General features: G+C 30.7%; 13 protein-coding genes and 1 other annotated feature. All 13 genes read right to left on the bottom strand.

The window, feature by feature from the left end; all coding sequences use genetic code 11:
* Positions 1-14: 14 nt before the first annotated feature.
* A complete protein-coding gene (gene alaS, locus BUB34_RS01615; protein ID WP_073123586.1) occupies positions 15-2,654 on the bottom strand; it encodes an alanine--tRNA ligase in 2,640 nt (879 codons plus the stop codon).
* 158 nt (positions 2,655-2,812) lie between these two features.
* Positions 2,813-3,033 (bottom strand) — a binding site (T-box leader).
* Between the two features lie 55 nt (positions 3,034-3,088).
* Positions 3,089-4,180 carry a tRNA 2-thiouridine(34) synthase MnmA gene (mnmA, locus tag BUB34_RS01610; RefSeq protein WP_143153282.1) on the bottom strand — a complete coding sequence of 364 codons (1,092 nt, stop codon included), beginning with the start codon at positions 4,178-4,180 and terminating at the stop codon, positions 3,089-3,091.
* 111 nt (positions 4,181-4,291) lie between these two features.
* Positions 4,292-4,732 carry a Fe-S cluster assembly scaffold protein NifU gene (nifU, locus tag BUB34_RS01605; protein WP_073123581.1) on the bottom strand — a complete coding sequence of 147 codons (441 nt, stop codon included), beginning with the start codon at positions 4,730-4,732 and terminating at the stop codon, positions 4,292-4,294.
* A gap of 37 nt (positions 4,733-4,769) precedes the next feature.
* Entirely contained in the window at positions 4,770-5,948 is a 1,179-nt protein-coding gene (gene nifS, locus BUB34_RS01600) for a cysteine desulfurase NifS (protein WP_073123579.1), read from the bottom strand.
* Between the two features lie 17 nt (positions 5,949-5,965).
* The gene (locus BUB34_RS01595; RefSeq protein ID WP_073123577.1) at positions 5,966-6,412 is read right to left on the bottom strand and encodes an RrF2 family transcriptional regulator; all 447 of its coding nucleotides are present in this window, start codon (positions 6,410-6,412) and stop codon (positions 5,966-5,968) included.
* Positions 6,413-6,821: 409 nt separating this feature from the next.
* Positions 6,822-7,604, bottom strand: a complete 783-nt coding sequence (locus tag BUB34_RS01590) for a GNAT family N-acetyltransferase (protein WP_073123575.1) — start codon at positions 7,602-7,604, stop codon at positions 6,822-6,824.
* Between the two features lie 184 nt (positions 7,605-7,788).
* On the bottom strand, positions 7,789-9,063 hold the full coding sequence (locus BUB34_RS01585) for a replication-associated recombination protein A (RefSeq protein ID WP_073123573.1): 1,275 nt from the start codon (positions 9,061-9,063) through the stop codon (positions 7,789-7,791).
* 222 nt (positions 9,064-9,285) lie between these two features.
* Positions 9,286-10,071, bottom strand: coding sequence for a GTP-sensing pleiotropic transcriptional regulator CodY (gene codY, locus BUB34_RS01580; RefSeq protein ID WP_073123571.1), 786 nt, complete (start codon positions 10,069-10,071; stop codon positions 9,286-9,288).
* Between the two features lie 178 nt (positions 10,072-10,249).
* A complete protein-coding gene (gene topA, locus BUB34_RS01575) occupies positions 10,250-12,316 on the bottom strand; it encodes a type I DNA topoisomerase (RefSeq protein WP_073123569.1) in 2,067 nt (688 codons plus the stop codon).
* A gap of 22 nt (positions 12,317-12,338) precedes the next feature.
* Positions 12,339-13,439, bottom strand: coding sequence for a DNA-processing protein DprA (gene dprA, locus BUB34_RS01570; RefSeq protein ID WP_073123566.1), 1,101 nt, complete (start codon positions 13,437-13,439; stop codon positions 12,339-12,341).
* A 9-nt stretch (positions 13,440-13,448) separates the two neighbouring features.
* Positions 13,449-14,996 carry a YifB family Mg chelatase-like AAA ATPase gene (locus BUB34_RS01565; protein WP_073123564.1) on the bottom strand — a complete coding sequence of 516 codons (1,548 nt, stop codon included), beginning with the start codon at positions 14,994-14,996 and terminating at the stop codon, positions 13,449-13,451.
* Positions 14,997-15,007: 11 nt separating this feature from the next.
* Positions 15,008-15,352, bottom strand: coding sequence for a YraN family protein (locus BUB34_RS01560; RefSeq protein ID WP_073123562.1), 345 nt, complete (start codon positions 15,350-15,352; stop codon positions 15,008-15,010).
* Between the two features lie 258 nt (positions 15,353-15,610).
* Positions 15,611-16,630 (bottom strand): alpha-hydroxy-acid oxidizing protein, encoded by a 1,020-nt coding sequence (locus tag BUB34_RS01555; RefSeq protein WP_073123561.1) that lies wholly within the window; start codon positions 16,628-16,630, stop codon positions 15,611-15,613.
* Between the last annotated feature and the right edge of the window lie 4 nt (positions 16,631-16,634).

Genomic DNA, 16,634 nt, shown 5'->3' with positions numbered 1-16,634 from the left:
TCCTTAAGTAAATATTATTTTACTTGTGTTTTAATTACTTCACTTGCAAAATCCAATGCCTGATCTACTTTAGATATTTCTGTTGATCCAGCTTGTGCCATATTAGGTCTTCCTCCACCTTTTCCACCTGCTACCTTAGCAACTTCTCTTACAATGTTACCTGAGTGTACTCCTTTTTCTATTACATCTTTAGTAGCTGTAACTACAAAGTTTACTTTATCGTCAGCAATATTAGCTAAAACTACAACACCAGAAACAAGTTTATCTCTTAACTTGTCTGCAGTTTCTCTTAGGGTATCCATATCCATACCTTCAAATTTATTAGTTATTAGACTAACCCCACTTACTTCTACTTTTGAATCAAGTATAGAATCACTAGATTGTAATGTCATTTTAGTTTTAACATCATGTAATTCTTTTCCTAGGTTTTTATTTTCTTCTAATAAACTATTTATTCTTTGAAGTAGGTTTTCTTCTTTAGATTTTAAACTTGTGCAAACCTCAGATATAATAGTTTCCTTTTCTTTTAAGTACTCATATACTGCTTTTCCTGTTATAGCTTCTATTCTTCTTACACCAGCAGCTACTCCACCTTCAGATAATATTTTAAACATTCCTACTTGAGAAGTATTTTTTAGATGAGTTCCTCCACAAAGTTCCATTGAATAGTCACCCATAGAAACAACTCTTACGCTATTACCATACTTTTCGCCAAATAGTGCTGTAGCTCCTCTTTCTTTTGCTTCATTTATACTCATATTTTCATATTTTATATCTAAACTAGCTAATATAGCTTCATTTACCTTTTCTTCTATTAATTTTAACTCTTCTTTTGATATAGCTTCAAAGTGAGTTATATCAAATCTCAGCCTTTCTGTATTAACTAAAGATCCTGCTTGATTAACATGATCTCCTAATACTTCTTTTAGAGCCTTATGAAGTAAATGAGTAGCAGTATGGTTTCTTGCAGAAGCTATTCTTTTCTCTTTATTAACTAAAGTTTTCAGTTCATCATTTGTACTTACAACTCCTGATTTAACAAAACCTATATGTCTTATACTATTATTAGCTCCTTTTCTAGTTTCTACTACTTCTATATTTGCATTATCATTTAAAAGTATTCCACAGTCTCCAACTTGTCCTCCACCTTCTGGATAAAAAGTAGTATTATCGACAACTATAGTAACTTCATCTCCTTCTGATGCAGAATTTACTATTTCATTGTCTTTAACTATCGCTTTAACTTTTCCTGTCATGTCTAAAACTTCATATCCATCAAATTTACTAGATATAGAAGTATCTAATTTTGATAAAGGATCTTCTTTCCAACTCTCTGCATCCATGTTTCCTCTAGCAGTTCTAGCTCTTTGTTTTTGTTTTTCCATTTCTTCATTAAAAGAAACCTCATCTACTAATAGATTTTCTTCTTCTAATATCTCTTTAGTTAAATCTATTGGGAAACCATAAGTATCATATAATTTAAATGCATTTTCTCCACTCAAAGTTTTGTTTCCTAATTTTTTCAATTCTTCTATATATGAATTTAATATTTCACTACCTTGGTCTATTGTTTCACTAAATTTTTCTTCTTCTATTCTTATTACTTTTTTGATATAGCTTTCTTTTTCTACTAATACTGGATATGCCTCTCCACTTACTTTTATAACCTCGTCAACTAGTTCATATAAAAATGACTGTTTTATACCTAATAGTTTACCATGACGAGCAGCTCTTCTTAATAATCTTCTTAACACATACCCTCTTCCTTCATTTGAAGGCAATACTCCATCTCCTACTAAGAAACTAACTGCTCTTATATGATCTGTAATTACTCTTATTGACATATCATTTTTAGGGTTTTTACCATATTCTACATTAGCAACTTTTTCTACAGCATTTAGTATAGATTTTATAGTATCTACTTCAAATATTGTGTCTACCCCTTGCATTATGCAACCTATTCTCTCTAGTCCCATTCCTGTATCTATATTTTTATTTTCTAATTGGTTGTAGTTTCCTTCTTCATCTCTATTAAATTGAGTAAATACGTGATTCCAAAACTCTAGGTATCTATCGCAATCACAACCTGGTTTACAGTCTGGGTTGTCACATCCATATTCTTCTCCCCTATCAAAGTACATCTCTGAACATGGACCACAAGGTCCTATACCTATTTCCCAGAAATTATCATCTTTTCCTAGCTTCACTATTCTTTCTTTTGGAAAATTCATTTCATTTGACCATATATCATAAGCTTCGTCGTCATTTTCATATACAGTTACCCATATTTTATCTACTGGCATGTTTAGATGTTCTGTTACAAACTCCCATCCCCACTTTATAGATTCTCTCTTAAAATAATCTCCAAATGAGAAGTTACCTAACATTTCAAAAAATGTAGCGTGTCTAGCTGTTATCCCTACGTTCTCTATATCACCTGTTCTTATACACTTTTGGCATGTACTCATTCTTTTACTAGGTGGAACCTCAACCCCTGAAAAATAATTTTTTAAAGGAGCCATTCCAGCACTCACAAGTAATAAACTCTTATCGTTATTTGGTATTAGTGAATAACTCTCTCTAACATAGTGATCCTTAGATTCAAAGAATTTTAAAAATCTGCTTCTTATTTCGTTTAATCCCATCTTTTGCATTTTGTTTCCTCCTTAATGTTTACATATTATTTATAATATAATTAAACTTTTTAATAATAAATGTTTGGTAAGATGCGTATATTTAAATTATACTTATAAGCAAGTTTGAAAATAAATATAATTTCCTATGCATATAAAAAACTCGCGCCTATAATAAATATAGGGGCGAGTATAAATTTCGCGGTACCACCCTAATTATCATGAATAATCATGACATCTTTGGAAAACCTCAGCTATAACGTGGCTAACGATAACCCCTACTTAATTTCAAGGCTATTGCTCAAAGGCTGCTTCAACTATCTTACTTATAAGGCTTCTCACCGGGTTCCTCTCTCTGTAATACATCAAATAGTTTACTACTCCTAATCATTGCATTTTTATTTAAATTTTATATAGTTATATTACTAGATTTTTAATAATTAATCAATAGCTTATTATAGTCTTTCGTCTATTACTCCTCCACCTATGACTACATCTCCATCATACATAACAACTGATTGACCCTTTGTTATGGCCCTTTGTGGTTCGTCAAATACTATTTTTATACTATCCTCACCGCATTTATATACTGTAGCAGGAGATGGTTTTGCTGAATATCTTATCTTAGCTTGTACCCTTATAGGCTCTTTTATATCATCAAAAGGTATGAAGTTGACTTGTTTAGCTATAAGTTCCTTACTAAATATATCATCATTTTCTCCAAGAATAACTGTATTTCTATTAGGATCTATATCTACAACAAACATAGGTTTACCAAATGCTATTCCTAAACCTTTTCTTTGGCCTATTGTATAATTTATTATACCCTTATGTTTTCCTAATACCTTGCCTTTAGTATCTACAAAAAATCCTTCCTCAATACGTTTATTTGAATGTCTTTTAACGTAATTTGCATAGTCATTATCTTTTACAAAGCATATTTCTTGACTATCAGGTTTATTATGGACGTTCATACCCATTTCTTTTGCTATTTCACGTACCTTGTCTTTCTCATAATTACCTATAGGAAGCAATGTGTGTTCTAATTGTTCTTGAGTCATATTATAAAGTGCATAAGTTTGGTCTTTTTTATCCGTAACTGATTTTTTTAGTAAATATCTACCTTTTTCTTCATCCTTTTCTATTTTTGCATAATGACCTGTAGCAACATAGTCACAGCCTATTTGTCTCGCTTTTTTATAAAAATCATCAAATTTTATATGCTTATTACAAGCTATGCATGGGTTAGGTGTTCTCCCATTTAAATATTCATCTATAAAATAATCTATAACTTTATCTTTAAAAACTTCCCTAAAATTTAAAACATAAAATGGTATACCTATATTGTCTGCAACACGTCTAGCATCTTCTACAGCTGCTAGAGAACAACAACCACCTTCATTTTCTATTAAATCATCGTCATCATCTTGCCATAATTTCATAGTTACTCCGATAACATCATATCCTTGCTCTTTTAGAAGATATGCTGCTACTGAACTATCTACTCCCCCGCTCATACCTATCATTACTTTTTTCTTGCTCATCATATCACCTCGTCTTATATATTATATATATTTTGTCATTTTTTTAAAAGTAAAAGTTGTCACATTATTAAAAAATCTTCGGGGAGAACAATCCACCCCGAAGATTTTTATAATTTATGCTTCTTCTTCTATATCATGATGATGATCATCATCTATAACCACATCGTCTAATTCTGGTATGTGTATATTATTCTTTTTAGAATAATCTATTAATGCTGCTTTTACTGCTTGTTCTGCTAATACTGAACAGTGCATTTTTACTGGTGGTAAGCCGTCTAGGGCTTCTGCAACTGCTTTATTAGTTAATTCTAAAGCTTCTTGTATTGTTTTTCCTTTTATCATTTCTGTAGCCATAGAAGAACTAGCTATTGCTGAACCACATCCAAATGTTTTGAACTTAACATCCTTTATTATATCTCCATCTATATCTAAGAATATTTTCATTATATCTCCACATTTAGCATTTCCTACTTCGCCTACTCCACTTGCATTTTCTATTTCTCCTATGTTTCTAGGGTTCATGAAGTGCTCCATTACTTTATCACTGTATTGCATAATCTTTCCCTCCTGTAAATACAATATTTTGTTGAATTTATTTTTTTGATTCGTTATAAAGAGGTGACATACTTCTTAATCTCTCTATAACTCCCGGTAAATTTTCTACTATATAATCTATATCATCTTCAGTTGTAAAATCTCCTACTGTAAGTCTTAAAGACCCATGAGCTATCTCATGTGGTAGACCTATTGCCATAAGAACATGAGAAGGATCTAATGAACCAGACGTACAAGCTGAACCACTTGATGCTGCTATACCTAACATATCTAGTAGTAATAATATTCCCTCTCCTTCGATAAACTCAAATGAGAAGTTTATGTTCCCTGGTAATCTATTTTCTACACTACCATTAACTCTAGTGTTTGGTATTCTCTCTAATATTTCATTCATTAATCTATTTCTAAGTCTTGTAAGAGTAGATATATGGTTGTCCATATTAGCCTTTGCTAATTCAGCAGCTTTACCATATCCAACTATTGCTGGTATATTCTCAGTACCAGCTCTTCTTCTTCTCTCTTGAGCTCCACCATGAACAAAGTTATGAAGTTTTGTTCCTGTTTTTATATATAAAGCTCCTACACCTTTTGGTCCATATATTTTATGAGAAGACATACTCATTAAATCTACTTCTAATTCTTTAACATCTACTGGTATATTTCCAGCTGCTTGAACTGCATCTGTATGGAATACTATATTGTGCTCTTTTGCTATTTGTCCTATTTCTTTTATAGGTTGTATAGTACCTATTTCGTTATTTGCAAACATTATACTTATTAGTATAGTTGTATCTTTTATAGCATTTTTTAAATCTTCTAATCTTATTCTACCTTCGCCATCTACATCTAAGTAAGTTACTTCAAAACCATGATGTTTTTCTAAGTACTCACATGTATGAAGTATCGCATGATGTTCTATTTTTGATGTTATTATGTGATTTCCTTTGTTTCTATTGGCATAAGCTATTCCTTCTAAAGCCCAGTTATCACTTTCTGAACCACCAGCTGTAAAATAGATTTCATTTGGCTTTGCATTTATAAGACTTGCAACTTGCTCTCTTGCCTTATCTAAAGCACTTTTAGCTTCTCTTCCGAATGTATGGAAGCTAGATGCATTTCCGAAATAATCTGTTAAGTAAGGCATCATTTCATCTAATACTTCCTTTTTAACAGGAGTGGTTGCAGAGTAATCCATATATAATCTTCTTTTTTCCATCATATTCATCTCCATATCTATTTTTTTATATTAGTTATATCGTTTTCTAATTTATTTTTGTTGTAATCGTTTATCATGTCTTGAAGAGTAATAGAACTTATTACTTCATCTATACCATTTTTGATTTTTTCCCAAACAATTTTTGTTACACATGTATTTGAATTCTCACATACATCTTCATTTAACACACAATCAGATAAAGAAACTGGACCTTCTAATGCTGTAAGTATATCACCCACGGTTATTTCCTTAGCATCTTTGCCGAGCAAATATCCTCCTTGAGCTCCTCTCACACCTTTTACCAAACCAGCCTTTTTTAATGTTAAAAATATCTGTTCTAAATACTGATCCGATATGTTTTGCCTCTTGGCAATTAATTTTAAAGGAATCGGTCCATCATCTTGATTAAGTGATAATTCAAATATAGCTTTTAAACCATATCTGCCCTTAGTTGACAGCTTCATATTTATCACCCTCTATACCTAAATCTAATTCATACTATTTCAGTAGTAATTACTTTCAAATTTATTTTATTATACCCGACTATTTTTGTCAAGATTTAATTCATACTATTTTTGTATGAATTGAATATAAGATATTTATACCCCGATATTATAAGCCTAAACTTAGAATTAAATTTATATAAACAAAAAAAATTTTCTACCTAAAACTTTTAAAATAATAATTTTTTGAAATGAATATAATTTCCCATACATTATAAAAAAAGTAGAACAAGAAATAATATGTTGCTAATTCCTGCTCTACCTTAATAAATTTGGATAATAATTAAATTCAATAAACTAATTTTATGATCTTAAATTTTAATTTTGTAATATAACATAATTAATATACTTTTAATTTGTTACATTGTGCTTACCTATAACATATACTCCATTTCCCAATTTCTTCAAATCCTAGTTTTTTGTACATTTTTCCAGCTACTTCATTATCATATAACAGGCAGGGTATTTTCCCCTCATTAATAAGATCCAAACAAAGTCTAGCCATACACTTTGTGGCAAGCCCCTTATTTCTATATTCAGGATCTGTTCCTACTCCTATTACCATTGCATAACCATTGCCTTCTGATGTGCTCTTTGCCATAGACACAATTTTTTTATTGTCATCTATGTAATAACCTCTTCCAGATTTTAATCCATACCTTATATTTTCTATAGTAGTATTCTCAAATTCATCTATAGCTTCATATAACTTAACTATCTTATTTAGATTCCTATATTTCACCCTTTTTACTTTAGTACCTTTATTTTCTATATTTTTCATCATATCAAAAAACTTCTCAGTATCTAATTTGCAAAGGTTGACAGTTCTACTTTTTTGAAAATTAATATAGTCTTGTAATTGTTTCAATGTACTATATTTTCCTGTAATTTCTGTGTAATCAAAGTACTTAATTAAGTTATAAATCTCACGTATATCACATTCCCCATAAGAATATAGATTGATGATATTAAAATACCTTAATATTATAGCCTTTATATCTCCTCTACTATTGACCTGAGCCCATACATTAAAAAACATTTGGTCATATCCATACTTATTTATGTCATTAATTGGTGTTAAATTATATTCTCTCTCTCTTTTTAAATAGTTTATAACCTTATCATTATAACTACTATCAATCTTTATAAGCATAATCCCCCTCCAATATATAACGCCTTATGTAGATATATACTATTTTTAACTGGAAATTCTATATATTATATAGATAATAATGCATAAATAATTACTATTTATATAAATTATACACCAAACATTTAACATAAATAAAGAATTTATAACTAATTAAAAGGTTTATAACTAATTAAAATACAATTTATTATTTAATATTCTTTAAATTCTTCCAATACCTATCAAATGCAATTTCATTTTTATTCTCTGCTGGAATGTAATACTTCTTATCCTTTATAGGATCAGGTAAATATTGCTGATTTATATAGTGGTTTACATAATCATGAGGATATTTATATTCACTCCCCCTCCCTAAATCCTTAGCTCCTGCATAATGTGAGTCTTTTAGGTGCAGAGGTATATCTCCTGTCTCTATATTATCTAAATCTGATAGTGCTTGATCTATAGCATTAATCGCCGAGTTTGATTTAGGACATTGCGCTAAATATATTGTAGCTTGTGCAAGTGGTATCCTAGCCTCAGGAAATCCTAGCTGAAGTGCAGCCTGAACACAGGCTTCAGTTATTGTTATAGCTTGTGGAACAGCCAATCCTACATCCTCACTGGCAACACATAACAATCTTCTAGTTATACCTTGAATGTCACCTGCCTTAATTAGTCTAGCCAAATAATGTATAGACGCATCAGCATCCGATCCTCTTAATGATTTATGAAATGCTGATAGTATTGAATATCCGTCGTCTCCACCTTTATCGTAATTAAGTATTTTTATACTAGAACATTCAATTGTATTATCTAAAGTTATATTTACAAGGTTTAGACCAATATCTATCCCTATATTAAATACCAGTTCTAACTTGTTAAGTGCACTTCTCATATCGCCATTGCATGTCTCTGATATATACTCTAAGGCTTTCTCTTCTACATTTATAGATTCATAATTAGAGTCTAATTCAAGCTTTTTGACAGCTCTCTTAAGCCCTCTTAATATATCCTGCTTTTCTATAGTCTTAAACTCAAATATAGTACTTCTACTTAAAATAGCCTTGTAAACTACAAAATACGGATTATCTGCAGTACTAGCTATTAAAGTTACAGATCCGTCTTCAATAACCTCAAGCAGCGACTGTTGTTGTTTTCTATTTAATGCCTGAATCTCATCTAACATAAGAATTATTCCATTATAGGAAAATAAATCTCTTTTAGCAGAATCAATAACTTCTTTGATATCTTTTACTCCGCAGTTTACAGCATTTAACTTTACATATTTTTTGCCGGTAACATCTGCCACTATATTGGCCAATGTTGTTTTACCAGTACCAGGAGGTCCATATAAAATCATATTCGGGATATTCTTATTTTCTATAAGCTTATTAATTATCTTTCCTTTTCCAATTATATGCGTTTGACCTATCATCTCTTCTATTTTCTTTGGTCGCAATCTATCTGCTAGTGGTTGCATATAGCTCCTCCTAACGTTAATTTGTTTAATCATTATAGTAATTATTATATAGCCTTTTATCTTTTTTGAAACCTCTAATTTTATATGCATCCATCCGTCATTAGGTGATTTGATTGTATATTAATAAATCTTTCCAAACATCATAAAAAGTATCTATTGTTATAGATACTTTTTATGATTAGATTGTTATTTTATTTTCAATATAATTAGATTGTTATTTTATTATTGATTATTTTTTAACTTATCTAGCTCATCTATAAGCTTATCATTTAAGATTCTTATATGAGTTCCTTTCATTCCTAATGATCTAGATTCTATTACTCCCGCACTTTCAAATTTTCTAAGAGCATTAACTATAACTGATCTAGTTATCCCAACTCTATCGGCAATCTTGCTTGCAACTAAAAGTCCTTCCTTACCATCTAGCTCATTAAATATGTGCTCAACTGCTTCTAATTCAGAATATGATAGTGTTCCTATTGCCATCTGAACAACAGCTTTCTTTCTCATTTCGATTTCTAATTCTTCGCCAATAGATCTCAATATTTCTATACCGACAACTGTTGCACTATACTCTGCTATTACTAAATCATCATCATTAAATTTGTCATTATATCTCGAAAGCACAAGACTTCCTAGTCTTTGCCCGCTTCCAAGTATAGGAACTATTGTAGTGTACTTTTCTAATCTATCGTGTTCGAAAGGAAATACATCTAGCAATGTTTGACCTGTTAAATTATCTAGTGTTTCATCACCTTTAAGCATATTTTCTGTATATTCTTTAGGGAATCTCTTTTGCTTTGTAGTTTCATCCTCTATAACTGAGCTATCCTCAACATCACTAAGATGAAAACCTAGTACTTTTCCTTTAGCGCTAATAACATAAACATTAGAGTTTAAAACCTCGCTCAACGAACCTGCTAACAAATCAAATGAAACATTACTTCCCCCACTAGTTTGTAATGTTCTATTTATCTTTCTCGTCTTTTGTAATACTTCACTTGCCATACTAATCATCTCCTTATGAAATTTCGGCTGATTTACTATTTTTTATATTTTCAAAATATTATCTACAATGATTTTTAATTTTAACAAAGTCACACAATTGTCATGTTATCATATCTTACCTTTTTTTTCAATATAACTTTTTGATTTTTTCCAATTTTCCGTATTTTATGTAATTTCACTATTTATTAGATTTATTACACTCTTTATCAGAACATACAAATTCAGTACCAGCCTTAGTAGTCTTTTCTACAGTGTACGCTCCACATATTTTACACTTTTCTCCAGTTGGTTTATTCCAAGAAATAAAGTCACATTCTGGATAATTAGAACATCCATAAAAAGCTTTACCTTTTTTAGACTTTCTAAGTATTATGTCTCCTTCTTCACACTTTGGACATTTAACTCCAATTTTATTTACTAAAGGCTTAGTTGTTTTACATTCAGGATAGTTTTTGCACGCCATAAACTTACCAAATCTTCCGTATTTTATGACCATGTTTTCGCCACAGTTCTCACAGATCTCATCGGTTTCTTCATCCATATTTATTTTTTCTATACTTTCAATCGCTACCTCTATAGCCTCTTTTAGAGGTTCATAAGCCTCAGACACTACATCTTTCCAATTTGTATTGCCTTCCTCTATGGCATCTAATTGGTTTTCCATATTAGCCGTAAAATCAACATCTATAAATTTTTGGAAGTTGCTCTCTAGAATATTGGTTACAACTATCCCAAGTTCAGTCGGATGAAGACTTGTTCCTTGCTTTTCTACATATTCCCTATTTAATATAGTAGCTATGGTAGGAGCATATGTACTTGGTCTTCCTATACCTAGTTCTTCCAATGTTTTTACCAAACTGGCCTCTGTATATCTTGCTGGAGGTTGAGTAAAATGTTGGTCTGGGATTATATCTTCAACATTTAAAATATCACCTTTTTCTATTTTAGGCAATATCTTATCTTCTCTCTCTGTAAAGTTATATACTTTCGTATACCCATCAAACTTCATAGTTGAACCAGTTGCCTTAAATATAACCTCGCCCATATTGCAATTTATATTTATAATATCAAAAACTGAATCCTCCATTTGACTTGCAACAAATCTTCTCCAAATCAAGTTATATAACTTGTACTGATCTTTACTCAGTGAAGCTTTTATACTATCAGGTGTTCTCTCAACTGATGTCGGTCTTATAGCCTCATGAGCATCCTGAACTTTTTTATTGTTTTTACTTTCTTTCTTTTCAGAATTATTTTTGTAATACTTGTCTCCTAATTCATCTAAAATATAGCTTTTAGCCTTTTCCTTAGCTTCTTCTGATATTCTTTTTGAATCAGTTCTTATGTATGATATAAGACCTACAGTACCTTCACCATCTATATCTATACCTTCATATAGCTCTTGGGCTATCATCATTGTCTTTTTAGTTGTAAAAGAAAGTTTATTTGCACTTTCCTGTTGTAACATACTTGTTGTAAATGGCTTAGGTGCTGATTTTCTTCTTGTTTTAGATTCCATGCTTTCTACAAATAAGTCCTTATCTTTTATGTGCTCTAAAATATTATTTACATCAGACTCATTTTCAAGGTCCATCTTTTTATTGTTTTTTCCATAAAACTTTAAGTTGATTCCTTCTCCACTCTCAGTTTTCGCACCTAAATCTATTGTCCAATATTCTTTTGGTATAAATTCATTTATTTCTTTTTCTCTATCACATATTAGTTTTGTAGTTACTGATTGAACCCTTCCTGCACTTAGACCCTTTCTAACTTTTTGCCATAATATTGGACTTATCTGATATCCCAGTAATCTATCAAGTACCCTTCTTGCTTGTTGTGCATCTACCAGGTTTATATCTATATTTCTAGGATTCTTTATTGCCTTTTTAATAGCTTCTTTTGTTATTTCGTTAAATTCTATCCTACAGTTTTCATTTTCATCTAAGCTTAATATATGAGCTAAATGCCAAGATATAGCTTCTCCCTCTCTATCAGGGTCAGTTGCTAAATACACACGCTTGGCCTTTTTTGCTTCTTTCTTAAGCCCCTTTATTACATCACCTTTTCCCCTTATGTTTATATACTTAGGTTCAAAGTTGTTTTCTATATCCACACCTAATTTACTTTTAGGTAAATCTCTTACATGCCCTACTGAAGCCTTAACCGTATAATGGCTCTTTCCCAAAAACTTCTCTATGGTCTTTGCTTTTGCAGGCGATTCTACGATGACTAATGTTTTGGCCATAACACCACACCCCCACTATATATTATAAATTTAAACTATAAGTTTTATTATTCATCTCTATTATCAGGTCTTTTAGTTCTAATTCATTTAAAATTGAATTGATATATTTTATTTCTATACCAGTATAATCACAAATCTTATCTATATGCAAGCTACCTTCTTTTTTTATAAGTTCAATTATTTTTTTGTATTCAGCATTTAAAACTATATTATCACAATTATTATTATTTTCAACATTATTAATTGTAATCAAGTTGTACTCATTTAATATATCATCTATATTTTCTATTAATTTGGCTCCATCTTTTATTATTTTATGACATCCCCTACTCATCTCTGAATTTATATTGCCAGGTACTGCAAACACCATCTTTCCTTGTTCCAAAGCAAAGTCAACGGTAATAAGCGCACCACTTTTCATAGCTGCTTCTACTACTATTACTCCTTCACTTAAGCCACTTATTATTCTATTTCTATTTGAAAAATTATAAGGAAATACTTTTGAATCAATACCATATTCAGATAATATAAGTCCTCCATCAGCTAATATTTTATCCGAAAGTCCTATGTTTTGTTTTGGAAGTGGATTGTCAACTCCAGAACCTAATACTGCTATAGTTTTTGACATACCTTCTAAACATCCCAAATGGGAATATGAGTCTATTCCAAGGGCCAAGCCACTAATTATACCTACTCCATCATTAGAGAGTTTTTTACTTATTGTTTTTGCACAATTTATGCCATATGAAGATGGCTTTCTAGAGCCAACCATAGCTATATTAAAATTCTTTTTAAGTAAGCTTATATCCCCCTTGTAAAATAATACCTTAGGTGGATTATATATATTCCTTAACTTCTCTGGGTAATCATCATGATTCTTGCAAACGTACTTAACAGATTTCTTATATAATTTTTCCTTTATATTATCTAGGTAAGCACGACTTTTATATTTTACTATATTTTCCTTTATATTTAAATTTATATTTTGCAAATTATAAATTTCCTTATCAGAAAAGTAGATTAAATCCTCTATATCTTCTATACTATCCTCTATCTTTTCTATTGTTTTATCTGTTACTCCACTTATAGATTTTAACCATAAATAGACATCATTTTTTTCCATGACACACCTCTATTTAAAATAATTATAATAAGCCTTTCTAAAAGAAAAAGCTTCTATAATATTATTTGAATTTATAAACTCACTGTCGTCTAAATCCGCTATCGTCCTTGCCACTTTTAATAGTTTTGTATAACTTCTATTACTTAGTCTATATTTATTAAATATCAACTCTACTGTAGATGAAGCATCTTTATCCAAACTACAATACTTAAGTAGGCTTGATGACTTTATATCGCTGTTGGTTTCTATAGTATCTTTTTTGAATCTCTTTGACTGTATTTTCCTAGAATTCTCTACTCTATATTTTATTTCCTCAGATGTTTCTGATCTTTTAAATGTGTTTAAATCATCATATGAGACAGGATTTACTTCGACAAAAATGTCAAATCTATCTAATAATGGTCCCGAAATTTTATTTAGGTATCTGTTTATTTCATATGCTCTACATTTACACTCTGTATTTGACATGTAATACCCACACGGACATGGATTCATCGCCGCGATTAGAAGAAAATTACACGGATATTTTATGTTGTATCTCACTCTAGAAATATTAATATATTTATCCTCTATAGGCTGCCTCAATGTTTCTAGTATCTTTCTATCGAACTCTGCTATCTCATCTAAAAACAAAACCCCTTTGTGAGACAAAACAACTTCTCCAGGTTTTGCATCACTTCCACCGCCAATTAATGCCTGTTTTGTAGCTGTATGATGCGGAGATCTAAATGGCATCTTATCAATTATCCCTATATGTTCATCAATTAGTCCCGATACACTATAGATTTTGCTAATCTCTATCATATCTTTTTTGCTTATATTCGGCAATATAGTCCTAATCCTTTTTGCAATCATGGTTTTACCTGAACCTGGTGGTCCTATCATAAGTAAATTATGGTTTCCTGCTGCAGATATTTCAGCACCTCTTTTGACAAAATAATTGCCTTTTACATCCTCAAAATCCTCTTCGTATTCAGATTTTCCATCTTTATTACTATTTATACTAAGTTTTTTAGTTGAAATTTCCTGCTCTTGGCTTGCACTTAGATCTCCATTCAAATAAGATATACATTCGTTAAGTGTTCTTACTGCTACCACATCTACACCTTCTATAAATGAAGCTTCTTTTATGTTCTCTGTAGGTATGAAAATTCGCTTTATTCCCTGCTCTTTTGCACCTATAATTATTGGCAATATACCTCTAATTCTCTGTATTCTTCCATCTAAGGACAGTTCCCCTACAAATACAGTTTCTTCTAGATAAGAATCCTCCCTTTTTATGAGATTTCTTAACAAACCTATGGATATAGGTAAATCAAAAAAAGAACCCTCTTTTTTCATATCTGCAGGAGATAGATTTACAACGATTCTAGAGTTTGGGAATTTATAACCACTATTTATTATTGCAGATTTAACTCTCTCTCTTGACTCCTTTATCTCTGTTCCTGCTAAGCCAACTATACTAAAGCTAGGTATGCCATTGGTTATGTCAACCTCTACTTTTATCAAAAAACTTTCTATTCCAATTATATTACTAGAATTAATAATGCTTATCATTTCTTTCCTTTCTAAAAGGCATTTGTGATGTGATTTACCCTATTTTCCTTTAGGTATATCTCTATTACATCAAATCTGATAGGAATATTATTTAGCTTGTTTTTTAGAATATAGTATTTAGCTACTGAAGTTATTTTTGATCTTTTTTTATAATTAACAGCTTCCGAAGGATAACCATAGTTTATATTACTTCGTGACTTTACCTCTACAAATACTAATTCATCATTTATCTTAGTGATTATATCTATTTCTCCCAATTTTATTCTATAGTTAGATTCTAATATTTCTGCTCCTCTTGATAATAGGTACTCCGTTGCAATCTTCTCTCCTATCTCACCTTTTCTCTTATTATTCATTATATTTCTCCTACTATATATTAAAGTTATATACTAAAGTCAAATTATATTTTCTTTTTGTAATTATTGTCATAGAGTTCATCAAATATACAAATATATGATAAAACACATTAAACTTATATATATATTTACCTCTAGCATAAAAGAAGCTATGAAAACAGATTTTATTATCTGCATTCATAGCTTCTCAATTTATAATCTTATATATTTAAAATTTAATATATCAAAATAGATTTTCGCTAATTTATATTTAATATTTTATTTTTTATATATAACCTTTGAGTCTATATCTTTAACAGTTTGACATCCTGTTAATCTCATTGTCGCAACTAATTCTGAATTTAACTTATTTATATAAGTTTCTACACCTTCAGTTCCTCCACCAAAAGATGCTGTTACAAAAGGTCTTCCTATTAATACTGCATCCGCTCCAAGACCTATCATTTTTAATACATCTACACCAGTTCTAACACCACCATCTGCTAGTATTATAACTTTGCCTTTTACAGCCTCTGCTATTTCTGGTAGAACATCTGCTGCCCCTGGAGTGCAGTCAAGAACTCTTCCGCCATGGTTTGATACAACTATAGCATCAACTCCAGCCTCTACTGCCATTAAAGCATCCTCAACAGTCATTATTCCTTTTACTATAAACGGTAATTTCGTAGAAGCCTTAAGTTCTTTTATCTCCTCTACATTTTTAGGAACTACAGTCTTTCCATGCATTGATAAAGTTACAAGGCCACAGGCATCAATATCCACACCAACCGCAAATGCTCCTGATTCTTCTGCTAATTTAATTTTTCTTTTTATATCTTCATTTTCCCAAGGCTTTATAAATACTATTCCTTGTCCATCATTTTCTTTAAGCACAGTTAAATTTTCCATCAAGAAAGCGTCTACTGCCGTATCTCCAACCATCGGATAAATTCCAGCTTTCAGACATCCCTCTACCACAGCTGTTATGTATTCTCTTTCAGTGATTTTTCCCCCCATATTTAAGGTAGTCCCTGTAACAGGCGCTGCAAATATAGGAGAATTCATCTTTTTACCAAACAATTCTATAGAAGTATCTGGATTAGATACATTATGTATTACTCTCATATTTATTTTTACATTATCCAAGCTTTTACGGTTCTCTAAAAAAGAAGATCCGCTTCCTTTTCCTCCCATACCAGGAACTTCACCAGAACAGACTATTCCATCACATACTTTACATACTCTACAACTTCCATTTAGATTTTCTCTAGCATTTTTAAGCATTTCTTTATAATCCATACTA

The sequence above is a fragment of the Asaccharospora irregularis DSM 2635 genome (assembly GCF_900129815.1).
Lineage (GTDB): Bacteria > Bacillota > Clostridia > Peptostreptococcales > Peptostreptococcaceae > Asaccharospora > Asaccharospora irregularis.
The sequence above is the reverse complement of the archived record's forward strand: the minus strand, read 5'-3'. Positions and strand labels throughout refer to the sequence as shown.